General features: G+C 63.3%; 26 protein-coding genes. 7 read left to right on the plus strand and 19 right to left on the minus strand.

From position 1 onward, the window contains the following. Positions 1-102 precede the first annotated feature (102 nt). Positions 103-852, minus strand: coding sequence for an SDR family oxidoreductase (locus HWE01_RS17720; protein ID WP_241822457.1), 750 nt, complete (start codon positions 850-852; stop codon positions 103-105). Positions 853-955: 103 nt separating this feature from the next. Here HWE01_RS17720 and HWE01_RS17725 point away from each other — a divergent pair, with 103 nt between their 5' ends. Further along, the gene (locus tag HWE01_RS17725) at positions 956-1,903 is read left to right on the plus strand and encodes an AraC family transcriptional regulator (protein WP_241822458.1); all 948 of its coding nucleotides are present in this window, start codon (positions 956-958) and stop codon (positions 1,901-1,903) included. Here HWE01_RS17725 and HWE01_RS17730 read toward each other — a convergent pair. After that, a complete protein-coding gene (locus tag HWE01_RS17730) occupies positions 1,900-2,538 on the minus strand; it encodes a GntR family transcriptional regulator (protein WP_008329077.1) in 639 nt (212 codons plus the stop codon). The genes HWE01_RS17725 and HWE01_RS17730 overlap by 4 nt on opposite strands. Before the next feature lie 110 nt (positions 2,539-2,648). On the opposite strand from HWE01_RS17730, the gene bioB reads away from it, so the two are divergent. Genes bioB through bioD form a run of 5 tightly spaced genes read left to right on the plus strand, consistent with a single transcriptional unit; the run spans position 2,649 to position 8,018 of the window. Then, positions 2,649-3,662 carry a biotin synthase BioB gene (gene bioB / locus HWE01_RS17735; RefSeq protein WP_241822459.1) on the plus strand — a complete coding sequence of 338 codons (1,014 nt, stop codon included), beginning with the start codon at positions 2,649-2,651 and terminating at the stop codon, positions 3,660-3,662. Then, positions 3,659-4,825, plus strand: coding sequence for a cytochrome P450 (locus HWE01_RS17740; RefSeq protein WP_241822460.1), 1,167 nt, complete (start codon positions 3,659-3,661; stop codon positions 4,823-4,825). Before bioB ends, HWE01_RS17740 begins: the two co-directional genes overlap by 4 nt. Before the next feature lie 10 nt (positions 4,826-4,835). Next, positions 4,836-5,981, plus strand: a complete 1,146-nt coding sequence (gene bioF, locus HWE01_RS17745) for an 8-amino-7-oxononanoate synthase (protein WP_008329082.1) — start codon at positions 4,836-4,838, stop codon at positions 5,979-5,981. A 13-nt stretch (positions 5,982-5,994) separates the two neighbouring features. Continuing rightward, positions 5,995-7,341, plus strand: coding sequence for an adenosylmethionine--8-amino-7-oxononanoate transaminase (gene bioA, locus HWE01_RS17750; protein WP_008329084.1), 1,347 nt, complete (start codon positions 5,995-5,997; stop codon positions 7,339-7,341). Next, positions 7,338-8,018, plus strand: a complete 681-nt coding sequence (gene bioD / locus HWE01_RS17755) for a dethiobiotin synthase (RefSeq protein ID WP_241822461.1) — start codon at positions 7,338-7,340, stop codon at positions 8,016-8,018. Before bioA ends, bioD begins: the two co-directional genes overlap by 4 nt. Here bioD and HWE01_RS17760 read toward each other — a convergent pair. From HWE01_RS17760 to cyoA, 13 genes are all read right to left on the minus strand, one after another. Continuing rightward, positions 7,996-8,217 (minus strand): hypothetical protein, encoded by a 222-nt coding sequence (locus HWE01_RS17760; RefSeq protein ID WP_241822462.1) that lies wholly within the window; start codon positions 8,215-8,217, stop codon positions 7,996-7,998. The two genes, bioD and HWE01_RS17760, sit on opposite strands and share 23 nt — an antisense overlap. Positions 8,218-8,244: 27 nt before the next feature. Continuing rightward, positions 8,245-9,885, minus strand: a complete 1,641-nt coding sequence (locus HWE01_RS17765) for a histidine kinase famiy protein (RefSeq protein WP_008329090.1) — start codon at positions 9,883-9,885, stop codon at positions 8,245-8,247. Between the two features lie 208 nt (positions 9,886-10,093). After that, complete coding sequence (locus HWE01_RS17770; protein ID WP_008329092.1) at positions 10,094-10,747, minus strand: ABC transporter ATP-binding protein; 654 nt, start codon at positions 10,745-10,747, stop codon at positions 10,094-10,096. Beyond that, positions 10,744-11,505, minus strand: a complete 762-nt coding sequence (locus HWE01_RS17775; RefSeq protein WP_241822463.1) for an ABC transporter ATP-binding protein — start codon at positions 11,503-11,505, stop codon at positions 10,744-10,746. The genes HWE01_RS17770 and HWE01_RS17775 overlap by 4 nt, the downstream gene beginning before the upstream one ends. Then, complete coding sequence (locus tag HWE01_RS17780; RefSeq protein WP_008329095.1) at positions 11,502-13,394, minus strand: ABC transporter permease; 1,893 nt, start codon at positions 13,392-13,394, stop codon at positions 11,502-11,504. The genes HWE01_RS17775 and HWE01_RS17780 overlap by 4 nt, the downstream gene beginning before the upstream one ends. A 56-nt stretch (positions 13,395-13,450) precedes the next feature. Beyond that, on the minus strand, positions 13,451-14,638 hold the full coding sequence (locus tag HWE01_RS17785) for an ABC transporter substrate-binding protein (RefSeq protein ID WP_217509867.1): 1,188 nt from the start codon (positions 14,636-14,638) through the stop codon (positions 13,451-13,453). A 112-nt stretch (positions 14,639-14,750) separates the two neighbouring features. Next, complete coding sequence (locus tag HWE01_RS17790) at positions 14,751-15,287, minus strand: response regulator transcription factor (protein WP_008329097.1); 537 nt, start codon at positions 15,285-15,287, stop codon at positions 14,751-14,753. Between the two features lie 129 nt (positions 15,288-15,416). Next, complete coding sequence (locus HWE01_RS17795) at positions 15,417-16,799, minus strand: ATP-binding protein (RefSeq protein WP_008329099.1); 1,383 nt, start codon at positions 16,797-16,799, stop codon at positions 15,417-15,419. Between the two features lie 3 nt (positions 16,800-16,802). Beyond that, positions 16,803-17,654 (minus strand): SURF1 family protein, encoded by an 852-nt coding sequence (locus HWE01_RS17800; RefSeq protein ID WP_008329100.1) that lies wholly within the window; start codon positions 17,652-17,654, stop codon positions 16,803-16,805. After that, positions 17,651-18,136 carry a cytochrome o ubiquinol oxidase subunit IV gene (gene cyoD, locus HWE01_RS17805; RefSeq protein ID WP_034350358.1) on the minus strand — a complete coding sequence of 162 codons (486 nt, stop codon included), beginning with the start codon at positions 18,134-18,136 and terminating at the stop codon, positions 17,651-17,653. The genes HWE01_RS17800 and cyoD overlap by 4 nt, the downstream gene beginning before the upstream one ends. Next, positions 18,133-18,759, minus strand: coding sequence for a cytochrome o ubiquinol oxidase subunit III (cyoC, locus tag HWE01_RS17810; RefSeq protein ID WP_008329102.1), 627 nt, complete (start codon positions 18,757-18,759; stop codon positions 18,133-18,135). The genes cyoD and cyoC overlap by 4 nt, the downstream gene beginning before the upstream one ends. Then, positions 18,752-20,755 carry a cytochrome o ubiquinol oxidase subunit I gene (cyoB, locus tag HWE01_RS17815; protein ID WP_008329103.1) on the minus strand — a complete coding sequence of 668 codons (2,004 nt, stop codon included), beginning with the start codon at positions 20,753-20,755 and terminating at the stop codon, positions 18,752-18,754. Before cyoB ends, cyoC begins: the two co-directional genes overlap by 8 nt. 76 nt (positions 20,756-20,831) lie before the next feature. Further along, positions 20,832-21,764, minus strand: coding sequence for a ubiquinol oxidase subunit II (gene cyoA, locus HWE01_RS17820; RefSeq protein ID WP_034350360.1), 933 nt, complete (start codon positions 21,762-21,764; stop codon positions 20,832-20,834). A 427-nt stretch (positions 21,765-22,191) separates the two neighbouring features. Between cyoA and HWE01_RS17825 the strand changes: the two genes are divergently transcribed. Next, the gene (locus HWE01_RS17825) at positions 22,192-23,535 is read left to right on the plus strand and encodes an MFS transporter (protein WP_008329105.1); all 1,344 of its coding nucleotides are present in this window, start codon (positions 22,192-22,194) and stop codon (positions 23,533-23,535) included. Positions 23,536-23,628: 93 nt separating this feature from the next. Here HWE01_RS17825 and HWE01_RS17830 read toward each other — a convergent pair whose 3' ends face one another. From HWE01_RS17830 to HWE01_RS17845, 4 genes are all read right to left on the minus strand, one after another. Next, a complete protein-coding gene (locus HWE01_RS17830; RefSeq protein WP_241822464.1) occupies positions 23,629-24,357 on the minus strand; it encodes an Imm52 family immunity protein in 729 nt (242 codons plus the stop codon). Positions 24,358-24,373: 16 nt separating this feature from the next. Next, a complete protein-coding gene (locus HWE01_RS17835) occupies positions 24,374-24,934 on the minus strand; it encodes a Tox-REase-5 domain-containing protein (RefSeq protein ID WP_241822465.1) in 561 nt (186 codons plus the stop codon). Further along, positions 24,876-25,256: a PAAR domain-containing protein gene (locus HWE01_RS17840; protein ID WP_175343522.1), complete on the minus strand. Its 381-nt coding sequence runs from the start codon at positions 25,254-25,256 to the stop codon at positions 24,876-24,878. Before HWE01_RS17840 ends, HWE01_RS17835 begins: the two co-directional genes overlap by 59 nt. A 115-nt stretch (positions 25,257-25,371) precedes the next feature. Further along, positions 25,372-26,478, minus strand: coding sequence for a zinc-binding metallopeptidase family protein (locus HWE01_RS17845; protein ID WP_241822466.1), 1,107 nt, complete (start codon positions 26,476-26,478; stop codon positions 25,372-25,374). Between the last annotated feature and the right edge of the window lie 118 nt (positions 26,479-26,596).

Genomic DNA, 26,596 nt, shown 5'->3' on the forward strand with positions numbered 1-26,596 from the left:
AGGTCGTTCCTGCGGGGCGGTCGTCTAGTATGGATGTATGGACGTCAAAAATCCATACATCGTGACTTCCCTTTGTGCCAAGGTTTGGTAGTCCCTGCCCGCTCAAGCCGAGGCCATGCGCATCCATTCCACCGCGTCCGCCCCTGCCGCAATGCGCATGGGTGCCGCCGTATCGGTCGCTGCCTGCCAGACCGCCGCGGCCACATCACTGGCGTGGGTAATCTGCGCATGATCCTGGAATTGGCTCAACACCTGGGCGGCCAGCGCGTCATAGGCTGGCGGAATGGCGCCCTCCATGCGTGGCCGGGCGTTCTCACCAAAGCGCGTATGCGGCGCCCGACCCGGCAACACCAGGCGGGCCTGCACCCCCACGCTGGCCAGTTCGATGGCGATTGATTCGGTGAAGGCATTCATGGCCGCCTTGCTGGCCGTGTAGACCGCCAGCAAGGGAAGCGAGCGCAGGGTGACCGAGGAGGTGAGATTGACGATCACGCCGGCACCACGCTGGCGCATCTGCGGGATGACGGCCTGGGTCATGGCGATGCTGCCCAGAGTGTTGGTCTCAAAGATCTCGCGCACCTGCGTCATGACCTGGCCTTCCACGGCAGCCAGTGCGCCGATGCCGGCATTGTTGACCAGCACGTCGATGGGCCCGGCCCGCTCGATGGCGGTGGCAATGCTGGCGGCACTGGTCACATCCAGCGGCAGAATGCGCAGGTGCGGCGAGGCTGGCAGCAGGTCACTGCGGGGTGTGCGCATGGTGGCGATGACCTGCCAGTCACGTTGCAGGAAATAGCTTGCGATTTCCAGGCCGAAGCCGGACGAACAGCCAGTGATGAGGACGGTTTTCATGATCGTTTCCTTGTGCGGTGAGAGAGAACAAGACCAAGAATAGGCTCTCATCACCGGACTTGCTACAATCGAAAGTCCATCATTCATTGGCATTCGTCCAGCCATGACCCTTTTACCCGTTATCGATCCCCTGGCTGAAGTGGTCAGCCTGCTACAGCCCGCCCCTCGCTACACCAAGTATGTGCAGGGTGCCGGCCGCTGGCGGGTACAGCGGTCGCGGCCCGATCTGGCCTTCTATTGCGCGGTGCTGGAAGGCAGTTGTCGACTCCTGCGTGATGCACCAGGAACGGTCCCTGAAGAGGCGTGCATCGTGCTGCATGCCGGCGATTTTTTCCTGGCCCCTGCCTTGCAAGGTTTCAACGTGGCCAGCATGGAAGACAGCGAGGATTGCGTGCTCGATGAAGATCATCCGCCGCCCCGTCTGCCGGATGGCCGCTACCATCTCGGTCCGCCGGGTCTGCCGCCGCAGGTGCAACTGGTGGTCGGTCATTGCGTGTTCGAGTCGCCGGATACGCCCTTGCTGCTCTCGCTGCTGCCCAGCCTGGTGGTGGTACGCGCCCATGCTCGTCTGGCTACGCTGGTGCAGCTGGTAGGCGACGAGTACCGCGCCGAACGACCGGCGCGTGATGTGGTGCTCTCGCGCCTGCTCGAAGTGCTGCTGATCGAGGCACTGCGCTCCAGTGCAGATACCGGTGCCGCAGCGACACCGGGCCTGCTGCGCGGCCTGGGCGATGTACGGCTCGCCGCAGCTCTGCGATCCATACATGCGCGGCCCGCCGAGGAGTGGGACGTGGCACGTATGGCGCGGGCCGCCGCACTGTCGCGCTCTTCGTTCTTCGAACGATTCCGCCGTGAAGTCGGACTGGCGCCGATGGAATATCTGCTGGCCTGGCGCATGGCCCTGGCCAAGCGGCTGTTGCTACACGAGACTGTCTCCATGGCCGAGGTCGCGCAACAGGTCGGCTACAGTTCGGCCTCCACCTTCAGCGTAGCCTTCAGCCGCCATGTGGGCATACCGCCTTCGGCGTTCGCCCGACAGGCCCCCGCCTAAGCGGCCACGAAACCAACCCGTTCCATGGTGCCGATGTGCATGCTCAGCAGTTGCACGGCGCGGTCGGTCTTGCGATCGCGCAAGGCGTCGATGATGAGACGGTGATCGTGATCGGAGCGTGGCTGCCAGCCGCGCTTGAATCCGGTCGAGAACAGGTAGCGCGAATTGGTCAGCTGCAGTTGCTTGAGCACCGCCAGCAGGCGCGGCATGCCGCACTCGCTGGAAAGGATGTCATGAAACAGGTTGTTGGCCGCGTCCCATTCGATCAGGGAGGCCGCCTCGGCGCAAGCCTGCTGCGCCTGTTCCAGGCGGGCGATGTGCTCGGAACCGAACTTGCGGGCGCTGTGGCGCAGCGCCAGGATTTCCAGCGAGCCGCGCATCTCGGCATTTTCCTTCACGGCGGCCCGGTCCACCTGCGTTACGCGCACCCCGCGACGGGGCAAGGTGAGCACCAGTCCCTGTGCTTCCAGCTGGCGAAAAGCCTCCCTCACCGGCACGTGGCTGGACTGAAATTCCTGGGCTACATGGTCCTGCCGAAGCGCCGCCCCGCCTGCGATTTCACCGCGAATGATGCGTGTGCGCAGCACCTCGGCGATGCGTTCCACGGTGCTCGGATGCTCGGAATGATGCACCATATTTTTATAGATAATCTATGAAAAAAGAAATTGTTGAACGAATTTGAGCGAAGTTAGAATCCTCCGGAACGCAATTCTATGCCTTTTTATCCACGGACCGGATTTTATCGATGAGCCAGTGCCCTTCCCCCACCGCCGCACCCGCCAGTGCGCCCCTGCGTTGGTACCGCGCGCCGACCACGGTCGACGGCGGCGCCATTGCGCAATTGTTCGAACTGCCTTTCCTGGACCTGCTGTACCGCGCACAGACCGTACACCGCGAGCACCACCGGCCCAATGAAGTCCAGTTGTCGAGCCTGCTGTCGATCAAGACCGGCGGCTGCGCCGAGGACTGCGGCTACTGCGCGCAGTCGGCCCATCACAAGGAGGCAGGCGTCCTGGCGGGCAAGTTGATGGACGTGGATGACGTGGTCCAGGCGGCCCGGGCTGCGCGCGCCCAGGGTGCCACGCGCTTCTGCATGGGCGCGGCCTGGCGCAATCCGAAGCAGCGCGACATGGCCGCCCTCACCGAGATGGTCAGCCAGGTCCGCGCGCTGGGACTGGAAACCTGCATGACCCTGGGCATGCTGGAACAGACCCAGGCCGAGGCGCTCAAGCAGGCCGGGCTGGACTACTACAACCACAACCTCGACACCGCCCCGGATTTCTATGGCCAGGTCATCTCCACCCGCAGCTACCAGGATCGGCTGGACACCTTGCAGCGCGTGCAGGAAGCCGGTCTGAACGTGTGCTGCGGCGGCATCATCGGCATGGGCGAGACGCGCGCCCAGCGTGCCGGCCTGATTGCCCAGCTGGCCAGCCTGCCGGTGCCGCCGCAATCGGTGCCGATCAACCATCTGGTCCCCATTGCCGGCACACCACTGCAGGATGTTGCGCCACTGGACGAATTCGAATTCGTGCGCACCGTGGCCGTGGCCCGCATCGCGCTGCCGCATGCGGTGATCCGCCTGTCGGCCGGTCGCGAGAGCATGAGCGAGGCGACCCAGGCCTGGTGTTTTGCCGCCGGTGCCAATTCGATCTTCCTGGGGGCCAAGTTGCTGACCACCGCCAATGCACCGGTCTCGGCCGACCTTGATCTGCTGCAGCGCCTGGGACTGCAGGCGGCCGCTGCCTCCGCCGGATGAGCCTGCATTGGAGCAGCGCCCATTGCGGCGGGGCCTGGGTCATCACCGGTTACGAGGAAGTGGCCTGGGCATTGCGCGATCCGCGCTTCTCGGTGCGGCGCGCGGCGCGCTGGATCAACAGTACCCGGGGCGAGAGCGCCGGGCAAAAGCAGGACCCGCAGCGGCAGCAGTTCAAGCGCCTGTTCTCGCGCTCCCTGCTGTTCCTCGACGCACGCGCTCATCGACGCCTGCGCGGCGTGCTCACTCCTTGGTTCAAGCCGGGCGACCTGCTGGCCCGGCGCGCCAGCATCACTGCACTGGCGCATCGACTGATCGACGACATCGTGGCCGATCCGCAGGCAGCGCGGGGATTCGATTTCATCGCGCGCTTCGCACGCCCCTTGCCGGCGCTGGTGATTGCCCGACTGATGGGCTTGCCGGAGCGTGTGCCGACGCAATTCATCGATTGGGCGGCCGATCTGGCCGCCTTCATCGGCAGTCCCACGCCCGAGGCGAGCCAGACCGGGGCTGCGCAGCAGGCCATGCAGAATCTCGGTGAATTCTTCGGACAAACACTGGCACACCCCGCCGAGCTGCCGCCGGACTGTCTGCTGCGCGGGCTGCTGCTAGCCCATGCGGACGGGCAACTGAACCGCAACGAACTGCTGGCGCAATGCTGCACCCTGTTCATGGCCGGCTATGAAACCACCCGCAACCTGCTGGGCAATGGCTTGCTGGCCCTGCTACAGCATCCGCAGCAATGGGCGGCGCTCCAGGCAAGTCAAGCAGATGCCGCTGCCCTGCGCCTGGCCGTGCGCGAGATGCTGCGCCATGACAGTCCGGTGCAATACACCGGCCGCCGCCTGCTGCAGGACCTCACCCTGGCGGGTCAGACGCTGCAGCGCGGGCAACTGGCCATCCTGCACATCGGCCAGGCCAACCACGATGCACGGCGCTTCCGCGACCCGCAGCGCTTCGATATCCGGCGCGATGAAGGCATGCACCTGTGCTTCGGTCAGGGACCGCACGTCTGTCTGGGTGCCGCCCTCACGCAACTGGAAGCGGAGATTGCCTTCACTGCACTGATGCAGCGCCTGCCCACCCTGACCCTGGCTCAGGCTGCGCCGGTCTGGCAAGACAAGGCCGCCTATCGGGCACTGGATCGCTTGTCTGTTTGTTTCTGAAAGGTCCTCCATGCAAGATTTCACCCCGGCGCTGGACGCCCTCGCCGACCAGGGCCTGCTGCGCACGCGGCGCGTGGTCGATGGTCCGCAAGGCGCGCTGTTGCAGGTCGATGGACGCGCTGAGCTGTCCTTCTGCAGCAATGATTACCTGGGCCTGGCCAATCATCCCGCGCTGCTGGCCGCCGCCACCCAGGCCCTGCAACGCTACGGCCTGGGTGCGGCGGCCTCGCCGCTGATCAGCGGCCACAGTCTTGCCCATGAGGTGCTGGAAAGCGAACTGGCCGACTTCGTCGGCATGCCCTCGGCACTGCTCTTCGCCAATGGCTACATGGCCAATCTCGGTGTCACCCCGGCGCTGGTCGGCCAGGGCGATACGGTGATCGTGGACCGTCTGGCACACGCCTCGCTGATCGATGGGGCGCGCTTGTCCGGGGCCAGCCTGAAGGTGTTTCCCCACAACGACGTGGAGCGCCTGGAGCAGGTGCTGGCGCGCTGCACGGCGGGACGCAAGCTGGTGCTGACCGATGCTGTCTTCAGCATGGATGGCGACCTCGCACCGCTGGCCGAACTGGCGGCGGTCTGTGGCCGCCACGCGGCCTGGTTGCTGGTCGATGATGCCCACGGCCTGGGTGTGCTGGGGCCGCAGGGGCGCGGCAGCCTGGCCCTGGCCGGCGTCCACGCGCCGCACGTATTGACCATGGGAACCCTGGGCAAGGCCGCCGGTGTGGCCGGCGCCTTCGTCGCAGGTGAAGCCGGGGTGCTTGCATGGATTTTGCAGCGCGCCCGTACCTACATGTTCAGCACCGCCCATCCGCCCGCGCTGGCGGCGGCCACCTCGGCCAGCCTGCGCCTGATTGCACAGGATGAATGGCGCCGCCAGCGACTGCAGGAACTGGCCGCGCAACTGCGCAGCGGCCTGGCCGGTCTGCCCTGGACGCTGTTGCCCTCCGCTACGGCGATACAACCGCTGATCATCGGAGACAACGCAGCGGCCCGCGCCATGTCGAGCGCACTGCGCGCGCAGGGGATCTGGGTCCCGGCGATCTGTCCCCCCACGGTACCCAAGGCAACGGCACGTCTGCGCATCAGCCTGTCGGCCCTCCATACATCGGCCGACGTCGCACGTCTGGTAACGGCGCTGACCGCCCTGGCCTGAGGAGAGACAACACATGCAGCACACCAGCCCCCTGGCCGCGCGCAGCCTGCGCAGCGTCTGGCATCCGTGTACCCAGATGCGCCGGCATGAAGAGGTCCCGCCCATTGCGCTGGCTCGTGGCCACGGGCCGTGGCTCTTCGACACGGACGGCCGGCGCTATCTGGATGCGATCAGTTCGTGGTGGGTCAATCTGTTCGGACATACCAACGCCTGCATCAACGCTGCCCTGATCGACCAGTTGGGCCAGCTGGAACATGCCATGCTGGCGGGCTTTACGCATGAGCCCGTGGTGCAGCTGTCGGAACGGCTGGCCGCGCTGACCGGTCAGGCGCTGGGCCACTGTTTTTACGCCTCGGATGGTGCCTCGGCAGTGGAGATCGCCCTGAAGATGAGCGTGCATGCCTGGCGCAATGCCGGGCATGCCGACAAGAATGAATTCATCTGCCTGGCCGGCAGCTACCACGGCGAAACCGTGGGCGCGCTGGGCGTGACCGACCTCCCCTTGTTCCGTACCGCCTATGAGGCCTTGCTGCGCCCGGCCCATCTCGCCGCCTCACCCGATGCACGGCAGGCGGCGCCTGGCGAAAGTGCCGCCGATGTCAGCCGTCGTGCCCTGGCTGATGTGCAAAGGCTGCTGCAGGAACGCCGCGGACGCATCGCTGCCGTCATCGTCGAACCGCTGGTGCAATGCGCGGCAGGCATGGTCATGTATGACCCGGACTACCTGCGCGGGCTGCGCGCCTTGTGCGATGCCCACGGCGCACACCTGATCGCCGACGAGATCGCGGTGGGCTGCGGCCGCACCGGCAGCTTCTTCGCCTGCGAGCAGGCCGGTGTGTGGCCGGACCTGCTGTGCCTGTCCAAGGGCATCAGCGGCGGCTACCTGCCACTGTCGCTGGTGATGGCCAGCGATGCGATCTATGCGGCCTTCTACGATCACGACGTGCGGCGCGGCTTCCTGCATTCGCACTCCTATACCGGCAATGCGCTGGCCTGTCGTGCGGCGCTGGCGACGCTGGACCTCTTTGCGCAGGAGCGGGTGCTGGAACGCAATGCCCGCTTCGCACCGGTGCTGGCGCGCGCGCTGCAACCGCTGGCGCAGGATGCACGGGTGCGGCATGTACGCCAGCGCGGCATGATCTGGGCCTGTGATGCCGTCATCGGGGAGGCCGACCTGGCTGCGCGCTTCTCACGCTGTCTCGCTGAAGAAGCCGCGCAACGTGAACTGCTGGTGCGTCCGATCGGCACGACCCTCTATGTGATGCCGCCCTACATTCTGGACGAGGCGCAGGCGCAGTGGCTGGGCCAACGCCTGCATGCGGCGTTCGATGCCGCGATGAAGCAGCAGGCACGCCCATGACGGGCCGCAGCTATTTCGTTACCGGCACCGATACCGGCGTGGGCAAGACCCGGGTGGCGGCGGCGCTGATCCATTTGCTGGCGGCACGGGGCTTGCGCGCAGCAGGCATGAAGCCGGTTGCCTCAGGGGCATTCCTGCAGGAAGGTCTCTGGTGCAATGAAGATGTGCAGGCCTTGCAGGCGGCGTCCAATGTGCTTTTGCCCGACTCACTGGTGAATCCCTACCTGCTGCGGCAGGCCACGGCACCGCACATCGCCGCCGCTGAAGAAGGCGTGCAGATCGGGCTGGAACACCTTGTACGGTGTCATGCGCAATTGCAGCGGGCCTGCGATGTGTTGATCGTGGAGGGTGCGGGCGGCTTCATGGTGCCACTCAATGCGGATTTCACCAGCGCCGACCTGGTGACCCGGCTGCGACTGCCGGTAGTGCTGGTGGTGGGCATCCGCCTGGGCTGCATCAACCATGCGCTGCTCAGCGCACTGGCGATACGATCCTGTGGCCTGTACCTGGCTGGCTGGGTCGCCAACCACATCGATGCGAGCGAAGATCGGGCCGAGGCCATGGTAGACAGTCTGGTGCAGCGCCTGCAGGCACCGCTGCTAGGGCGATTGCCGTGGTCACCGGCAATGACGGCAGCGCAAGCAGCCGCCTGTCTTACTTGGCCAGATCCAGCCTGAGCCCATTGGAGGCGCCGCTGCGCACCGCCGTGACATGCTTGTCGTAGATGGTGCGGTAGCTCGCCAGGCCCAGTTCGGCCATGGCGTTGGACAGTTCCACCAGTTCGCTGACGGCTTCCTCGGAATAGATGGCGTCGACCTCGTTGGCATCGAGCCAGAGCCCAACTCCATGGGATGACTCCCCTTCGTGTGAGGGCACGTGTACGGACGACTTGTTATTCTTTTTTCAGCTCACGCCAGTGGCGCCGTCCAAGACTATGCGGATCTTGCGGGCCAGCTCATCATGGCGGTATGGCTTGTCGATGACGGGAAACTCGCCGTCGGCCCCATGCCGCTCTATCGATTCACTGGCGTAACCGGTAGTTAATAATATTTTGATGGAAGGTACCATGCGCCGGGCTTCGCGCGCCAGCACCACGCCATTCATGCTGCCCGGCATGATGAGATCGGTGAACAGCAGATCCACCTTGGGCTCGGCGCGCAACACCTGCAGCGCTTCCGTAGGGGAATTGACCATCGTCACTCGGTAGCCAAGGCTTTCCAGCATGGCTTGAGCCAGTTCGGCGACTTCGATTCTGTCGTCCACCACCAGGACGTGCTCGTGCCCTCCCTGGGTGTGCGTACGATTGTCATACTCAAATGCCCCGCCAACCTGGTCCTGCGTGGCCGGGAAGTAGATCGATACCGTCGTGCCGCTCTGCACGCTCGATGAAATCCGCACCGAGCCGCCGGATTGCTTGACGAATCCATACACCATCGACAGGCCCAGGCCAGTGCCCTTGCCTTCCTCCTTGGTGGTGAAGAAGGGGTCCATCACCCGCGGCAGGATGTCGGCCGGGATGCCGGGACCGTTGTCGGTGACCGCGATACAGACATAGAGACCGGGTTTGACGCCGAGCTGGATCGCACGATCTTCGGAAGTGAGGTCTTCATTGCTTGTATGGATGCGTACCGTTCCCTTGCCGGACATCGCATCGCGAGCATTGATGAGCACGTTGAGCAGGGCCACTTCCATCTGGGTGGGGTCGAGGCGGCAATTCCAGAGACCCGGGGTCAGCTGGGTCCGTACCACGATGTCGCCGCCCAGGGTTCGCTGCACCAGGTCGGTAAAACCTTCCGTGAGCGAATTGAGGTTGATGGTGCGGCCCTCCAACCTCTGCTTGCGGGCGAAGGCCAGCAGTTGCTGGGTCAGCATGGCGGCCTTGCCGGAGGCCTTGCGGATGCTGTCGGCGCTGCGCGAGACCCGGCTCAGGTCAGGCGTATCGCTGCGCAGGGCCAGGTTGATGATGTCCAGGTAACCGCTGATGACCTGCAGCAGGTTGTTGAAGTCGTGCGCAATGCCGCCGGTCAGCTGGCCCAGCGCCTCCATCTTGCGCGCCTGGCCCAGCGCCTGTTCGGCATCGCGGCGGCGGCTGATGTCCAGTTGGGAGCTGAAGAAATACTTCAGCTCGCCGCGCTGATCATAGACCGGTGAAATGAACAGGGCATTCCAGAAAGTCGAGCCGTTCTTGCGGTAGTTCAATAGTTCGGTGGCCATCTCGCGTCGCTCGGCCACCGCCTGGCGGACCTGAGCCACCACCGAACGGTCGGTCTCCGGCCCTTGCAGGAAGCGGCAGTTCTTGCCCACCACTTCGGCACGGCTGTAGCCGGTCATGTTCATGAAGGCATTGTTGACGAAGATGATGGGGTTGTCCGGCTTGTTGGGGTCGGACACGATCATCGGCATGCGCGTCATTTCGACGGCGGCAAAGAAGATATCGTTGGCGTCATCGCCTACCGCGACCTTGGCGTGGTCGTTGCGTATTCCAGCATCATTGAAGTCGTCGGCAGGCCAATGCACCGTGGGGTGCCTGGCGATGTTGGGCATTGTATTTTTCTCCGTTGGGCTGGGCTCGATTGCAGTGAGGAAACAGGAAACGAGCAGCGTTCAGGAGTTTGGACACGGGCCACCTCAACGGTTCCCCGCGATTTGCAACAAGGATGGGCATGCGTTGTTACATCTTGCAGCCCCTCCCCTACGGGCCTTGCCACAGGCCACTTTGGCGCGGATGAGCTTGCCGCCATCGGGCGTTTTCCTACACCAACAAGCGGCCTTGATCCAGCACGCAGCTGCGGTCGCTGACCATGTTTGCGAAGTGCGTATTCTGTTCGCACAACAGGATGGAGAGGCCGCGCTGCTTCAGGTCGAGGATCATCCTGGCCATCTGCTCGACGATGACCGGGGCCACCCCTTCGGACGGTTCGTCCAGCAACAGCAGTTGGGGATTGCCCATCAGCGTGCGCGCGATGGTCAGCATCTGTTGCTCGCCGCCGCTCATGCGCCCACCGGGGCGATGCGGCATGGCGGCCAGGTTGGGAAACAGTGCCAGCAGCGCCTGCACGGTCCAGCTCGGCACGCCCTGGCGCGGGGGCTGGCGGCCGGTCTCCAGGTTCTGCAGGACGCTCAGTTCGGTGAAGATGCGCCTGTCCTCGGGTACGAAACCCAGCCCCAGGCGTGCGCGCTGATAGGGGGCCAGACGCGTGATGTCATGTCCGTCCAGCATGACCCGGCCCTGCGTGCCTTGCAGCAGTCCCATCAACGCCTTCAGCGTGGTGGATTTGCCCGCGCCATTGGGACCGGTGAGCGCCAGCACCTCGCCCCGCCCCACCTCCAGGGAAAGATCGAAGAGGATGTGCGCCTGTCCGTAGAACGCATGCAGGCCCTCCACTCTCAACAGAGGCGCACTCATGCCGCACTCCCGAAACTGGCGCCGGAACCGAAATAGACGTCGCGCACGCGGGCATCCTGGCGGACTGCTTCGGGCTCGCCCTGGGCGATCAGCTGACCACGCGCCAATACGATGATGCGGTCGGCGAAGGCGAAGACCACATCCATGCTGTGCTCGGTAAAGAGCACCGACAAGCCGCGCTCGCTGACCAGGCGGCGCGTCAGCGCCATCAGTTCCTGACGCTCGAGCGGGGCCATGCCGGCGGTCGGCTCATCCATCAACAGCAGGCGCGGCGCATTGGACAGGGCCATGGCCAGCTCAAGCCGCTTGATGTCGCCATAGGCCAGCACAGCACAGGCCCGCCCGGCCTGGTCGGCCATGCCGACCTGCTCCAGCAGCTGCATGGCTTCCTGGCGCAGGCAGGCGGCCGCCGGACGCCATAACTGCCACAGCCGACGGTGATGCGAGAGCAAGGCCGCCTGGACGTTCTCCAGTACCGTGAGCGAAGCGAAAGCCGCCGACACCTGGAAGGTACGCCCCACGCCGCGCGCCCAGATGCGGCGCGGATCCAGACCGGCGATATCGGCACCATCGAGCAGTACGCGCCCGGCATCGGGCCGCAACTGGCCGTTGATGACATTGAAGCAGGTCGACTTGCCGGCGCCGTTCGGGCCGATCAGTGCCAGCATCTGGCCGGCCGGCAGCGTGAAGGACAGGTCATCGAGCGCGGCAACGCCGCCAAAGGATTTGCGCAGGCCGTCGATTTGCAGCAGGCTCATGTGCCCTCCTCCCTGACCGGCCGGCGCAGGCGCTGCCAGGCCCCGGCGATACCGTCCGGGAACAGCAACACCAGCAACAGAATCACGCCCCCCAGCAAGGCACGCCAGTAATCGGTCTCGCGCGCCACCAGATCCTGCAGCCAGGTGAACAGGGCCGCCCCCAGCACCGGGCCAAGCAGGCTCTGTACGCCGCCCAGCAAGACCATCACCAGACCATCGACCGAGCGTCCGACACTGGACACTTCGGGCGAGATGCTGCCCTTGGAAAAAGCGAACAATACCCCGGCCAGCCCGCAGAACAGCCCGGCGACGGCAAAGCCACCCCACTGCAGGCTGCGCACGTCCATGCCCAGTGATTCGGCGCGCACGGCAGCATCGCGTGCGGCACGCAGGGCCAGGCCGAATGGCGCGTGGATCGCGCGCCGTAACAGGTAGACACCCAGCGCCGCACACCCCAGGGCCAGATAGTAGTAGGCCAGCGGCGAGGCCAGCGCTGCACTGGGCCGTATGCCGACCAGCCCGTTGCTGCCGCCGGTCAGGTCGTCCCACTGGAAGATGGCCGCCCAGACGATCTGCGCGAAGGCCAGCGTGAGCATGGCCAGATAGACACCCGACAGGCGCACGCAGAACCAGCCGAACAGCAGCGCCCCGGCCATTGCCGTGAGCGCCCCCGTGAGCATGGCCAGCGGCATCGGCCATTGCAGCTTGAGCGTGACCAGTGCGGCAGCGTAGGCGCCCAGTCCGAAATAGGCGGCATGGCCGAAGGACACCATGCCACCCGGCCCCATCAGGAAATGCAGACTGGCCGCGAAGAGGACGGCGATGAGGATTTCCACCATCAGCACCGGCAGATAGGGGAAGCGCGCAGCCAGCAACGGCAGTGCCAGCAAGAGCAGTAGCGCGGCCCATCCCGCCAGGCGCGCCTGGCGGCCTGATGCGCGCAGCGGCGCGTCATGCCCGGCGCCATTGCGCAGCAGCGCCAGCGGCTTGCCGAACAGGCCCCACGGGCGTATCACTAGGATCGCCGCCATGACCAGGAATTCCACCACCAGCGTGAGTCGCGAGAGCGAGACTTCCAGTCCGAACAAGGAGACATTGCCCAGCGCAATGCAGAGCGCCTTGACTTCGGCGATCAGCAAGGCGGCGGCGAACGCGCCTCCAAGCGAGCCCATGCCGCCGACCACCACCACCACGAAGGCGTTGCCGATGGTGTCCAGATCCAGCGCCAGGTTGGCCGGCATGCGCGGCCCTTGCAGCGCGCCACCCAGCCCCGCCAGGAAGCAGCCCAAGGCGAACACGGCGGTAAACAACCAGGCCTGGTTCACCCCCAGCGCGCCCAGCATCTCGCGGTCCTGCGTGGCAGCACGGATGAGCGTGCCCCAGCGCGTACGATTGAGCAGCAGCCACAAGAGGGCGAACACCAGCGGGCCGATGACGATGAGCAGCAGGTCATATTGCGGCAGCCTGCGTCCCAGCAGATGCACGGCCCCCGAGAGGCCCGGTGCGCGCGGGCCGAAGAGGTCTTCCGGACCCCATAGCCAGAGCGCCGCATCCTTGATGATGAGTACCAGGGCGAAGGTGGCCAGCAACTGGAACAGTTCCGGCGCGCGATAGATGCGGCGCAGGATCAGCACTTCCACCAGCGCCCCAAGCGCAGCCACCACCAGCGCAGCCAGCAGCAGCGCCCCCCAGAAACCAGGCGCACTGCTGCCCAGCCGGTCCACCAGGCTGTAGGCCACATACAGCCCCAGCATGTAGAAGGAGCCGTGGGCAAAATTGACGATGCGCGTCACGCCGAAGATCAGCGACAGCCCCGCCGCCACCAGAAACATCGCGCAGGCATCGGCCAGGCCGTTGAGCAGCTGGACGGTGAGACTGGCAAGCGTCATGAGCGCATGGCCTCAGCGTGGGCCGGATACGAAGGCGGACACGATTGCTGCGCGGATCAGTCGGCCGGACGCAGCTTCTTGACCTCGGCATCCGGCAACTGCAGGCTGGCGCCGTCGACATAGCTGAAGCTGGTCATGATGCCCTTGCCGTCCTTGATGCCGGTGCGGCCGACGAAGGCGCCCAGGGTGGACTGGTGGTCCTGCGGACGATAGACGATGGAGGCGACCGGTGTGTCCACCTTGAGGCCCGAGAAGGCTGCGGAGAGCTTGTCGGCATCGGTACTGCCGGCCTTCCTGATGCCGGCGGCGATGGACATCAGGGCGCTGTAGCCGACCAGCGACCCGTTGCGGGGGTAGTCGTTGTATTTCTTGCGGTAGGCCTCGACGAACTTCTTGTGTTCGGGTGTGTTGATGGCGTACCAGGGATAGCCGGTGACGATCCAGTTCTGCGGCGCTTCGCCCTTGAGCGGATCGAGGTATTCCGGCTCGCCGGTCAGCAGCGACACCACGTCCACCTTCTCGAACAGGCCGCGCGTGTTGCCTTCCCGGACGAACTTGCCCAGATCAGCCGCGAACAGCGCATTGAAGATGGCATCCGGCTTGGCATCGGCCAGTGCCTGGGTGACCGCGCCGGCATCGATCTTGCCCAGCGGCGTGGCCTGTTCGGCTACGAATTCCACATCCGGCTGGGCCTGCTTCATCAGGGTCTTGAAGCTGGCCACGGCGGACTGCCCGTACTCATAGTTGGGATAGACGATGGCCCAGCGCTTCTTCTTCAGCTTGGCCGCCTCCTTGACCACCGAGGCCACCAGCATGTACGTCGAGGGACGCAGGCGGTAGGTGTACTTGTTGCCGTTCTGCCAGACGATCTTGTCGGTCAGTGGTTCGGCGGCGAGGAAGAACACCTTGTGCTGCCTGGCGTAATCGGTCAGGGCCAGGCCGGTATTGGAGAGAAAACCGCCGAACAGCAGCGCCACGCGCTCGCGCGCCATCAGCTCTTCGGCCACGCGTACCGAGTCACCGGGGTTGCCGTTGTCGTCGCGGGCAATCACTTCCAGCTTCTTGCCCAGCACGCCGCCGGCGGCATTGACTTCATCGAGGGCCATCTCCCAGCCCCGGCGGTACGGCTCCAGGAAGGCTGGTTGGGCCTTGTAGCTGTTGATCTCGCCGATCTTGATGGTGTCCTCGGCCCGAGCAGTGCCGGCAGAAAGATTCACGATGGCTGCGGTGCAGGCCCACAGCAGGCCGCGCTGGAAGTTGAAATGGTTCACGTCATTTCCCTCTGATGAAAGTGCCCGGCCCGCTTCACCGCGCGGGGCGGGCGTAATGATAACCGCTGCCGACGGCATGTGCAGATTACTTCACACGCTGTTTTTCCAGCTTGCGCGCCAGGGTACGACGGTGCATACCGAGGCGCCGTGCGGTTTCGGAGATGTTGAAATCGGTTTCCACCAGTACCTCGTGGATGCGTTCCCACTCCAGGGTCTTGATGGAGGTGGCGCGCGCCGGCAGTTCGAGCTCGGAAGCACCGGCCACGTGGCCGAAGGCGGCTTCGATGTCGTCGGTATTGGAGGGCTTGGCCAGGTATTGGCAGGCGCCCAGCTTGATGGCTTCCACCGCCGTGGTGATGCTGGCGAAGCCGGTCAGGACCACGATGAGCATGTTTTCATCGTGGGTGTGCAGCATCTGCACGCAGGCCAGGCCCGAAGCATTGCCGCCCAGCTTGAGGTCGACCACGGCATAGCCGGGCTTGTGTTCTTTCAGGTGGAGGGCCGCTTCCTCCTGGCTGGCGGCCAGCAGGACGGTGTAGCCGCGACGTTCGAAGGAGCGTCCCAAGGTGCGTGCGAAGGCGGCGTCGTCCTCGATGATCAGCAGCAGGCGATCAGCCGACATGGTCATTCCCTATTTTTCTACTTTGCCAAAGCCGGTATTGTAAGGCGAGACGGCACCGGACATGGCCGGCCCCTGAAGAAAAAGGAAATGATCACGGTCAAAGCCGCTTCAGAGGCGGCTTGCGGCAGCTCAAGCGCCGGTGGGATAGTCCGGCGCTTCGCTGGCGGGACCAGCCTGCTCCAGCGGTTCGAGGCTGATGGCCGACAGGGGCAGCTCCAGCGTCACGCGCGCGCCGCCGGCTGAACGGTTGCTGGCCCAAACGCGACCGCCCAGCTTGCGCGCAACGTTGACCACGAAGAACAGGCCCAGGCCGCGTCCAGGCTTGCCTTTGGTGGACTGGTAGGGCTTGCCGATCTGATTGATCATCCAGTCGGGGAAACCGGGACCGCGATCGCTCACTTCCATGAGCAGCAGATCGCCTTCGCGCCGCACTTCCAGGGCCAGCCATTGCGGCGAGACCTCGAAGGCGTTGTCCAGCACATTGCCCAGCATCTGCTTGATGGCCGAGTCGAAGGCCACCGGCACATCCTGCCCGATCTGGTTGCGGTATTCGAAGATCTCGACGGGACGGGTCTTGCGCCAGTCCTCGGCCACGCTGTCGAGGAAAGTATTGATCGTGGTCTTGATGGAGGATTCGCCCCGCGCCTCACCGGCAGACAACAGCACGCCGCTGACGATGGACTTGCAGCGCTGCAGCTGCGCTTCCATCTCGGCGATGTCGTCAAGCATGTCGGCGCGCTGGCTGATCTCGGGCATGCGTTTCCAGTCGCCCAGGATCACCGAGACGGTCGCCAGGGGCGTACCGAGCTCATGCGCAGCGCCCGAGGCCAGCAGGCCCATGCGCACGATGTGGTCTTCCTCGGCGGCGCGCTGGCGCAGGTCGGCCAGCAAGGCGTCACCGGCGCGCAGGTTGCTGCTGATGCGGGTGATGAAGAAGACCATCAATCCGGCATTGAGCAGGAAGCAGATCAGCGTTCCTTCGACGTACAGGCTCAGGAGGCCGGCGTTATGGTCCGGCGGCAGCGCCAGTGGTTCGGAAAACAGCGCCAGCCCGGCCAGGCAGAGCATGGTCACGCCGACGATGGCCCAGCTCGACCAGGGCTTGAGCAGCACCGCCGAGAGGATGATCTGCATCAGATACAGGAAGGCGAAGGGATTGGTGATGCCGCCACTGAGATAGAGCTGGAAGGTCAGTACGGCCACATCCACCAGCAAGGCCAGAAACAGTTCAGCATTGGTGGCGATGCGCCGCTCGTGCCAGCGCAGGTGGCTGGCGATATTGAAGGCGATCAGGCAGGACAGCACCTCCAGCATGTGCGGCAGCGGCAGGTGCAGGTCGAATACCAGCACCACGAAGGCGATGGTGGACACCTGCCCCAGCACCGCCAGCCAGCGCAGCTGGATCAGCAGCAGCATGTTCTGGTGGCCGGCCGGATTCTGCTCGCCCTGGCGCAGACGCTGCCAGCGCTCGCGCAGCGTCTTGCGCTTGGCGACGGTGTCGGAGGCGGTCATGACTCAGTGCCCGGTTTGCGCATCCAGAATGCGCTGGCGCCAGCGGCGCTCGTCGCGGATCACCCAGTAGCCTGCAGCCAGCGACATGAGAGCCAGGGCATACCAGGTCAGGGCGTAGACCAGGTGGCTGTTGTGGAAGGCAATCACCGTCAGTCCGCCGACCGGTTTCTGTGCATCCGGCGCCACGGCGGCATTGGCTTGCGCGGAAGCCTTGTCGGCATCGACGAAGTAAGGGGCCACCTGCGCCAGCGGCAGGCCACGCGCTTGCGCAATTGCCTTCACATCGCGTGAATACCAGCGGTTCTGCGCGGCGTCATTGCTGCGCAGGAAGCCGCCGCCCTGCTCGCTCATGCGCAAGAGCCCGGTCACTTCGTTCATTTGTCCTGCAGGCGCATCGGTCAGCTGCATTTCCGCCAGCTTGAGCGGCGAGACCGCTACGAAACCGCGATTGATCAGCACCACGCTGCCATCGGCCATCTGCAAGGGGGTGAGCAGCCAGGCGCCGCTGCCCAGGTCGGTACTGGCCTGCACGGCAACTGTCTTGCTGTACAGATAGCGGCCCGCGAGAACCACGCGTTTGTACTCGTCGCGTTCGGCGTTCACGCTCGGCCACTCCTGCGGACCAGGCGGCGGCGCCGGTGCGGCGTGGACGCGGGCATCGACCTTGGCGATCAGGTCCAGCTTCCATTGCAGGCGATAGACCTGCCAGGTTCCCAGCGCAGCGAAGACCAGAAAGAAAAATCCCGCCAAAAGCGTCAGCAGCAGCAAGCTGGCCTTTGTGCGGGATACCGGGGCGGCTTGCACCGCCCCGCTTTCTTTGCCTTGCGTCACGCCATCGGTTGGCGTCGGGCTCATTTCGATTGGGCTGCGCCGTGCTGCATATCCTGCATGCCCGGCATACCTTGCATCGATTGCGGCACCGTTTCGGTGGGCATGTTTTCAGGCGACATGGTCGGCATCATGTTGTGGTTCAGGTGATACATGACCCACAGCGAACCGGACAGCGCGATGACCACGATGACGACGGTGAAGATCATCGCCAGCATGTTCCAGCCACCTTCGGACTTGCCGTTCATGTGCAGGAAGTACTTGATGTGCACCACGATCTGCACGGCCGCGAAGGCCAGCAGCACGATGCCCAGGGTCGACGAGCTGGAAATGGTCTTGTTCATCACCATCCAGAACGGGATCGCGGTCAGGATCACGGCCAGCACGAAGCCGGTGACGTAATCCTTCATCGTGCCGTGGGCGGCGTGGTCGCCATGACCGTGGCCGTGGCCATGGTCGTCATGCTGGCCCATCGGACGGGCCGGGTGTTCTTGGTGGCCGCGGCTCATGGCAGGACTCCCATCAGATAGACAAAGGTGAAGACGCCGATCCAGACCACGTCCAGGAAGTGCCAGAACATCGACAGGCACATCAGGCGGCGACCGTTGGCTTCGGTCAGGCCATGCTTGTTGATCTGGAACAGCAGCACGATCAGCCAGATGATGCCGAAGGTGACGTGCAGACCGTGGGTACCGACCAGCGCGAAGAACGAGGTCAGGAAGCCGCTGCGGGACGGGCCGGCGCCTTCGTGGATCAGGTGCAGGAACTCATACAGTTCGAAGTAGATGAAGCCCGCACCCAACAGACCCGTGATGACCAGCCAGATGATGGTGTTCTGCTGCTTCTTGGCCTGCATGGCCAGCATGGCGAAACCGTAGGTGATCGACGACAGCAGCAGCAGCGCAGTGTTGAGCGCCACCAGCGGCAGGTCGAACAGCTCGGCGCCGGTCGGACCGCCTGCATAGTTGCGGCCGAGCACGGCGTAGCACGCAAACAGGCAGGCGAAGATCAGGCAATCGCTCATCAGGTAGATCCAGAAGCCCAGCAGGGTGCCGTTCTCCGGATGATGATGGCGGACGAAGTAGCGCGAGCTTGGCGTCGCGTCGGCCGTGTGGTTGATTGCTTCAGACATGGCTATTCAACAGACGAGTGCGCTCTGCTTCGACACGGACGACTTCGTCGGCCGGGATGTAGTAGTCGCGGTTGTAATTAAAGGTGTGGATGATGGTGGCAGCGATCAGTGCAACGAAGATCGCCACGGCCGGCAGCCACATGTGCCAGATCAGGGTGAAACCGAGTACGGCCGACAGTGCAGCGATGATGAAGCCGGCACCGGTGTTCTTGGGCATGTGGATTTCCACGAAGTCACCCAGCGGACGCTGATACTGGTTCTTCTTCATGTCAGCCCAGGCGTCGTTGTCATGCACGACCGGGGTGAAGGCGAAGTTGTAGGCCGGCGGCGGCGACGAGGTCGACCATTCCAGGGTACGGCCATTCCACGGGTCGCCGGTCACATCAGCCAGCTTCTTGCGGTCGCGGATGGAGACGGCGATCTGGATGATGAAGGAACCGATGCCCAGGGCGATCAGGCCGGCGCCCAGTGCAGCGACCACGAACCAGATCTGCAGCGACGGATCGTCGAAGTGGCTCATGCGGCGGGTCACACCCATCAGGCCCAGCACGTACAGCGGCATGAAGGCAAGGTAGAAGCCGACCAGCCAGAACCAGAACGAGCACTTGCCCCAGAACTCATTGAGCTTGAAGCCGAAGGCCTTCGGGAACCAGAAGTTGATGCCGGCAAACATGCCGAACACCACGCCGCCAATGATGACGTTGTGGAAGTGGGCGATCAGGAACAGCGAGTTGTGCAGCACGAAGTCAGCCGGGGGAACGGCCAGCAGCACGCCGGTCATGCCGCCGATGACGAAGGTGACCATGAAACCAATGGTCCACAGCATCGGCACTTCGAAGCGGATACGGCCACGGTACATCGTGAAGAGCCAGTTGAAGATCTTGGCACCGGTCGGGATCGAGATGATCATCGTGGTGATGCCGAAGAACGAGTTCACGCTGGCGCCCGAACCCATGGTGAAGAAGTGGTGCAGCCACACCAGGTAGGACAGGATGGTGATCACCACCGTCGCGTACACCATCGAGGTGTAGCCGAACAGGCGCTTGCCGCTGAAGGTCGAGACGATTTCCGAGAACACGCCGAAGGCCGGCAGGATCAGGATGTAGACCTCAGGGTGGCCCCAGATCCAGATCAGGTTCACGTACATCATGGCGTTGCCGCCCATGTCGTTGGTGAAGAAGTTGGTGCCGAAGACGCGGTCCAGGGACAGCATCGCCAGCACGGCGGTCAGCACCGGGAAGGCCGCCACGATCAGGACGTTGGTGCACAGCGAAGTCCAGGTGAAGACCGGCATCTTCATCATGTTCATGCCCGGGGCGCGCATCTTGACGATGGTCACCACCAGGTTGATGCCGGATAGCAGTGTCCCTACCCCGGCCACCTGCAAGGCCCAGATGTAGTAGTCCACCCCCACGTCGGGGCTGTAGAGGATGCCCGACAGCGGCGGGTAGGCCAGCCAGCCGGTGCGGGCGAACTCGCCCACGAACAGCGAGGCCATCACCAGCATTGCGCCGAAGGTGGTCATCCAGAAGCTGAAGTTGTTCAGGAAGGGGAAGGCCACGTCACGCGCACCGATCTGCAGGGGCACGACGTAGTTCATCAGACCGGTCACCAGGGGCATGGCCACGAAGAAGATCATGATCACGCCGTGGGCGGTGAACACCTGGTCATAGTGGTGCGGAGGCAGGAAGCCGGCATTGTCGCCGAACGCGATGGCCTGCTGCGCACGCATCATCAGCGCGTCGGCAAAGCCACGCAGCAGCATGACGATGGCCAGCACGATGTACATGATGCCGATGCGCTTGTGATCGATACTGGTGAACCAGTCGCGCCACAGCATGCCCCACAGGCGATATTTGGTGAGCAGGCCCAGTACCACTATGCCGCCCAGCGCCACCATGGCGAAGGTACCAATCAGGATCGGCTCATGGTATGGAATCGCTTCCAGACTGAGACGGCCGAAGATCAGCTTTATCAGGTCAAAATTGTCAGACATCTTTACTTCCCGGGGAAAAAGGAAATGGGGGCGCAGCGGTATTCTGCTGCGCTGATACGGCTACCAGGCAAGGAAATCATTCGGCCTTTTGCTGGCCCGGTTTCACGTTCAGGTCGGTGGCCATCATCTTGTCCATGCAGACCGTGTTGGCAGCCACGCAGCGGTTCACGATGGCGTGGAACAGGTCGGGCTCGACACTGCCGATGAGGCGGGCAGGTTCACGTTCGCTCGGCTGTTCCAGTTTCATGTACTCGGCACGGTCCAGCTTGCCGGCCGACGCCTTGGCTTTCTGGACCCAGGCGTCGAAGCCGGCCTGATCCAGGCCGTGGAACTTGAAGCGCATGTGCGAGAAGCCGGCACCGCTGTAGTTGGCCGAGAAGCCGTCGTATTCGCCGGCCTTGTTGATCACGGCGTGCAGTTTGGTTTCCATGCTCGGCATGGCGTAGATCTGACCTGCCAGTGCCGGGATGTAGAAGGAGTTCATCACGTTGGAGGCAGTGATCTTGAACTGGATCGGGGTATCCACCGGTGCGGCCAGCTCGTTGACGGTGGCGATGCCCTGCTCCGGATAGATGAACAGCCACTTCCAGTCCAGCGCCACGACTTCCACCACCAGCGGCTTGACCTGGGGCGACAACGGACGCTCGGCGTCGATGCGCGAGAGCGGACGGTACGGGTCCAGGGTGTGGGTGGTGATCCAGGTCAGCAGGCCCAGGGCGATGATGATCAGCAGGGGCGCGCCCCAGATGACCAGCTCCAGGCGGGTCGAGTGATCCCAGTCCGGCTCGTAGGGAGCGGAAGTGTTGCTCTTGCGATAACGCCATGCAAACAGCAGCGTCAGGATGATCACCGGAACGATGATGAGCAGCATCAACGCAGTCGAGATGACGATCAGGCGTGCTTGCTGGTTAGCGATGTCGCCGGAAGGATTCATCACGACGGTGTTGCACCCAGCCAACAGAAGCGCAGGAAGCAGGAGCAATCCGCGACGGAGGATTTGAGAAACCATGAAGGAAAATTCCAGTCGTATGTATCAGAGCGTGGTAATGTAACGCCAATAAAGTGTGTTGGCGATTGGACGTTTTGTCCCACCCTGTCACTTGCCACCTGCCAGGTTGGGATTAGGGCCTGTTCACATTTAATCTGCGAGATGCGTTGCCCCCAGAAGGCGTGGTGGCAAGGCGCGCGTCAGGGCTGGTGGTGGCGCCACCAGCCCTGACGTGCAACGCGGCCAGCGCGCCTTCTGGGGGCAACCCTCCGGGAGAGGCCGCCAAGCGTCGCCTGCCGTTGTTGCAGCTCCTTGCCGTGGCACCACCACGGCGCGTCGCTGCGCCTAGGCAGTCAACGCTTGGCGACCTCTCGCACTCGCAGATTAAATGTGAACAGGCCCTGTAGCACGTACTGCGACTAAACCTCTAACAGTGGGAGACAAAGCCATGGCAAGCACCAGCATCCACAATGCTCAGGGTTCGGGTCAACTCCGGCCTCAAGCGAACAATCCTTCCACTTCCCACGAACACGGCACGATCGAACCCGGTGAGATCGCCGTCGGCGTGGTGATCGGACGAGCGTCCGAATACTTCGACTTCTTCGTTTATGCACTGGCTTCGGTGCTGGTGTTTCCGCAGGTCTTCTTCCCCAACGAGCCCAAACTGGAAGGCACGCTCTATTCCTTCGTGATCTTTTCCTTCGCCTTCCTGGCCCGCCCCATCGGGACCACGATCTTCATGGCGATTCAAAAACGCTTCGGACGAGAGGTGAAACTGACGCTGGCCCTGTTCATGCTCGGTTTTTCGACTGCAGGCATTGCCTTGTTGCCAACTTTTGAACACATTGGCATGTGGGCCATCATCTTGCTCTCGCTCTTGCGCGTTGGTCAAGGGGTGGCGTTGGGCGGTGCCTGGGACGGTCTGCCCTCGTTGCTGGCGATGAACGCGCCGCCGAACAAGCGTGGCTGGTATGCTGCGCTGGGCCAGTTGGGTGCCCCGCTGGGTTTCGTGGTGGCGGCCAGCCTGTTTGCCTACATGCTTTCCAGCCTGACCACCGCCGATTTCCTGGAATGGGGCTGGCGTTATCCCTTCTATGTGGCCTTTGCCATCAACGTGGTCGCATTGTTCTCGCGTCTGCGCCTGGTCTCGGCGCCGGAATACGCCAAGCTGCTCGATGAGCGTGAACTGGAACCGGCCGGCGTGGTTGAGCTCGCTACCACCCAGGGCCGCAACATCATCATTGGTGCCCTGGCTGCCCTGGCCAGCTATGCCCTGTTCCATCTGGTGACGGTGTTTCCGCTGTCCTGGATCAAGCTGTATTCGCTGCGGGAAGCGGTGGACTTTCTGGTGATCCAGATCTGGGGCGGCCTCATCATGGCGGTGGGCATTGTGGTCTCGGGCCTGATCGCCGACCGCTTCGGTCGCCGCAACACGCTGGGCTCGATGGCATTGCTGATCGCGATCCTGTCGGCCTTCGTGCCGACGCTGATGAATGGTGGCGAATCCGGCCAGAATGCCTTCATCCTGATCGGTTTCGCCCTGCTGGGCTTGTCCTACGGCCAGGCAGCCGGCGCCGTGACGGCCAACTTCAAGGCCCGCTATCGCTACACCGGCGCAGCCCTGACTTCCGATCTGGCCTGGCTGGTCGGCGCCGGTTTCGCACCACTGGTGGCACTGGGCTTGTCGGCGCACTTCGGCATGGCTTACGTGAGCTTCTATCTGCTGTCGGGCGCTGTAGGTTCGCTGGCAGCGTTGAGTCTGAACAGGGCGCTGGAGGCGCGGGATGACTGAACCGTACTGAGCAGCTCATCACTGCGGGCATGATGAAGGAAAAACCCGGAAGGAAACTTCCGGGTTTTTATTGGGCGATTCACCAGCCTCCTGTCAGATCAGCAGATCCGGGTAGCGCGGCAGCAAGTTCTGATCCGTCAGCCTGACCTCGATGTCATGGGCGAGGCGTACGTGAGCGGGGTTATCGATGTCGAAGATCGTATCGGCGACGCTGATGATGATCGTGCCCATCAGTTGGCCGGCAGCGTCGTGCACAAGCTCCAGTCGGGCAGCTTCGGGAACTTGCCTGGTCGACAGTTGCCGGGGCAGGTAAAGCATCCAGCCGACTCCAGGCTTGTCTCGAAATACCGGGCGATACCGGGCAGGCTGGACAAACAGTACTTTAGGAGCAAAAAGCTGAACTGCCATTTCAATAGTTTCAACCACTGTAGCCACAGTCCAGACGGACATATCCTGCACGGACAGAGAGATAATTTCCGGTGCCCCATCAGCGTGATTAAACTGATATGCAATACTGGCACCACGCCCCACTTCCATTTCTCCATTCCAGAGCGTCACATGGCGGCAGGATGAAGCAGGCTCCCCTCGGTAGCGCTCGCGATGAACCGCAATCAGGGCCGAGGAAGCTTTTTCCCCATCGAACGCAGGATAACGGAAGGACCCCTCCATATCGCCTGTTGCCAATAACCAGTTCTGTGGTCGCAAATTCCCATCTTGTTCAGCCAAGTTCCGGACAAATTCATGGATTGTTCCCATTCGTTGCATCAGGTCCTGTGCAACGACAGGAGCAGGCAAGAATATTTGCATGTCAAAAGGTTTCATGATGCTTGATCTGGATTCAGGGAAGGTGAATGGTTTGAATGGTCGGAGAAATCTGGGCGATCAAGGGTGCCATGTATTGGAAAGACAAGGGCTCTTGGAAGTACCATCTCAATTGCACCGGCGGGCGAGGCAGCGCAACTTCGTGCTGTTTTCGAGCCTTCTCAACCATGTCGCTCATGATTTCGCGTTGGAAGTGGTACTTGAACTGATTCGGGGCGACAAAAAACTGGTCATATCCAGCCTTTGCATCCATCAACAAGCATTCGGTCGCCTTGAATCCATCAAACTCCCGGCCCTCGTACTTCCACTCCGTCAAAAACAGCGGCCCGGCACGCATGCCGGTAACGCGCGCCTGATAATCCATCCATGATTTGTGTTCCTTGAAATTCTTGGTGATCTCATGCCCCGCCAGCGGCGGGCAAGCCCGGCACTTGTCCCGCGACGCCGAATCCACCTCGGCCTTGGCCAGTGGTGAATTTTTGGTCTTATCTGCTTCTTCCCGTCGCTTCTCGACTCCCTCACCCGCCACCACGCCCCCCGCCCCGCCTGCGGCACGAGGCAACCAGCGTTGGATCACGGAGGGACTGGGCCGTAACGGCATCCTCGGCGGGCGCGGTCTGGCCAGCCGTTTGCCCCTCCGAATGCGTGGCCACCCCCTGACTCGCCATCAGCGTGGCCCCACAAGCCGTCCGGTCGCCGTCGCGCGCCGGTGCCTGGCCCATGGACTTCATGTCGCCCGCACCGGATGTGATCGGAAATGTCCCTTTGCACTTGGGACAGGTAGTCAGGTCGCCGACACGCGCGACGGCCTTGCCATGAACGAGAAAGGTCTGATCGCCGGAAATGACCGTGCCACCATGGCTGGTCTTGTCGCCGACAACGATGAAGGGACGCCCCATGCAGCTCTCCTTGCCAGCACTACCGCTGGAATTGATGAGCCGCTTCGAGTCGCTCGGCGGAGAATGACTCCCCGCCTCATTCAATCAACGAGCAATAATCGAAATCCTTTGAGCCTCAGTCAGGTGTGCCCGCATTGACCACCTCATGCACGAAGCGCAATTTTTCCAGTACCGGCGTGGACAAGGTGAAGGGATAGGAATCGGGCATACCGATGCTGCGATTCAGGCTGTTGAGCACATAGGTCAGCGCAAACCACTCGCGGGCCAGCTCATCGAAGGAGCCAGCCGCTACCGGCGGCGCCGTGATGACCAGCTTCTGCTCGCCTTCGTGACGTGGCCGCAATTGCACGCCGCAAGCGTAGGCCGTCTCCAGCGTATCAAACATATGAAGATAATGCGCCCAGGTCTCCGCCCAGTCTTCCCAGGGGTGGCTGCTGGCATAGGCGCTGACGAAGTTTTCTTCCCAATCGGGACGTGGGCCGTTTTGGTAGTGAGTCTTCAACGCCTCGCCATAATCCTGGCGCTCGTCGCCGAATTTGGCGCGGAAAGGCTCCAGCCATGCTGTCGGGGCCACCAGGCGATCAAAATAATAGTGGCCGCTCTCATGCCGGAAATGTCCCAGCAGCGTGCGATACGGCTCGGCCATCTGCTCGCGCGCCTGTTCGCGGTAGGCCGGATCGGCTTCGGCGATGTTGATGGTGATGACGCCATCGGCGTGCCCGGTCAGCACCCGCTCGCCATGCGGCAGATCCTGCAGGAATTCGAAGGCCAGGCCGGCTTCTTCATCCTCCATCTTTGGTACCGGCTGCAATTGCAAGGTCCAGAGAGAATGCAGCAGGCGTCGCTTGGCCGTCTCCAGTCGGCTCCACAGCACGCGGTTGTTGCCTTCGTCGAGATTGGGAATGACGCGGGTCAGGCGGCAGGAAGCGCACAGCTCGTGCGGTTCGCGCTCATCGAGCATCCAGTTGCAGATGTTCTCGCGCCAGTAGTTGAGACACTGCTTGAAGACCCTGCCCTCGTTGTCCGGCCTGACGCTGCGCCAGCGGCCCGGACCCGGTTCGGGCTCGGCATCTTGCGGTGGCGCCACTTCCGGAACCAGTAGCGAAAAGCTGCCAATGGCTTGCAACTCGGGCTGATAACCCAGCATCCAGCCGCAATTTCCGCACACGGTGTTTTCGAAGAAAACTTGCAGGCCGCAGTTGTCGCAGTGAAAGGTTTTCATGGCTCCCCCTTTGTTTGTCGTCATGGCCGGCGAACCATTGTCGCCGGCATCTGGCATTGGAAGGGGAAAACCTCAATACGTTCCTGCACTTGATGGCGCAGGAAAATGAAGCCTGGCG

Source organism: Herbaspirillum sp. C7C8 (assembly GCF_022627875.1).
Lineage (GTDB): Bacteria > Pseudomonadota > Gammaproteobacteria > Burkholderiales > Burkholderiaceae_D > Herbaspirillum.

Coding starts and splice junctions, on each gene's coding strand:
- HWE01_RS17720 (WP_241822457.1), bottom strand. CDS start 852: ATGAAAACCGTCCTCATCACTGGCTGTTCGTCCGGCTTCGGCCTGGAA.
- HWE01_RS17725 (WP_241822458.1), top strand. CDS start 956: ATGACCCTTTTACCCGTTATCGATCCCCTGGCTGAAGTGGTCAGCCTG.
- HWE01_RS17730 (WP_008329077.1), bottom strand. CDS start 2,538: ATGGTGCATCATTCCGAGCATCCGAGCACCGTGGAACGCATCGCCGAG.
- bioB (WP_241822459.1), top strand. CDS start 2,649: ATGAGCCAGTGCCCTTCCCCCACCGCCGCACCCGCCAGTGCGCCCCTG.
- HWE01_RS17740 (WP_241822460.1), top strand. CDS start 3,659: ATGAGCCTGCATTGGAGCAGCGCCCATTGCGGCGGGGCCTGGGTCATC.
- bioF (WP_008329082.1), top strand. CDS start 4,836: ATGCAAGATTTCACCCCGGCGCTGGACGCCCTCGCCGACCAGGGCCTG.
- bioA (WP_008329084.1), top strand. CDS start 5,995: ATGCAGCACACCAGCCCCCTGGCCGCGCGCAGCCTGCGCAGCGTCTGG.
- bioD (WP_241822461.1), top strand. CDS start 7,338: ATGACGGGCCGCAGCTATTTCGTTACCGGCACCGATACCGGCGTGGGC.
- HWE01_RS17765 (WP_008329090.1), bottom strand. CDS start 9,885: ATGCCCAACATCGCCAGGCACCCCACGGTGCATTGGCCTGCCGACGAC.
- HWE01_RS17770 (WP_008329092.1), bottom strand. CDS start 10,747: ATGAGTGCGCCTCTGTTGAGAGTGGAGGGCCTGCATGCGTTCTACGGA.
- HWE01_RS17775 (WP_241822463.1), bottom strand. CDS start 11,505: ATGAGCCTGCTGCAAATCGACGGCCTGCGCAAATCCTTTGGCGGCGTT.
- HWE01_RS17780 (WP_008329095.1), bottom strand. CDS start 13,394: ATGACGCTTGCCAGTCTCACCGTCCAGCTGCTCAACGGCCTGGCCGAT.
- HWE01_RS17790 (WP_008329097.1), bottom strand. CDS start 15,287: ATGTCGGCTGATCGCCTGCTGCTGATCATCGAGGACGACGCCGCCTTC.
- HWE01_RS17795 (WP_008329099.1), bottom strand. CDS start 16,799: ATGACCGCCTCCGACACCGTCGCCAAGCGCAAGACGCTGCGCGAGCGC.
- HWE01_RS17800 (WP_008329100.1), bottom strand. CDS start 17,654: ATGAGCCCGACGCCAACCGATGGCGTGACGCAAGGCAAAGAAAGCGGG.
- cyoD (WP_034350358.1), bottom strand. CDS start 18,136: ATGAGCCGCGGCCACCAAGAACACCCGGCCCGTCCGATGGGCCAGCAT.
- cyoC (WP_008329102.1), bottom strand. CDS start 18,759: ATGTCTGAAGCAATCAACCACACGGCCGACGCGACGCCAAGCTCGCGC.
- cyoB (WP_008329103.1), bottom strand. CDS start 20,755: ATGTCTGACAATTTTGACCTGATAAAGCTGATCTTCGGCCGTCTCAGT.
- cyoA (WP_034350360.1), bottom strand. CDS start 21,764: ATGGTTTCTCAAATCCTCCGTCGCGGATTGCTCCTGCTTCCTGCGCTT.
- HWE01_RS17825 (WP_008329105.1), top strand. CDS start 22,192: ATGGCAAGCACCAGCATCCACAATGCTCAGGGTTCGGGTCAACTCCGG.
- HWE01_RS17830 (WP_241822464.1), bottom strand. CDS start 24,357: ATGAAACCTTTTGACATGCAAATATTCTTGCCTGCTCCTGTCGTTGCA.
- HWE01_RS17840 (WP_175343522.1), bottom strand. CDS start 25,256: ATGGGGCGTCCCTTCATCGTTGTCGGCGACAAGACCAGCCATGGTGGC.
- HWE01_RS17845 (WP_241822466.1), bottom strand. CDS start 26,478: ATGAAAACCTTTCACTGCGACAACTGCGGCCTGCAAGTTTTCTTCGAA.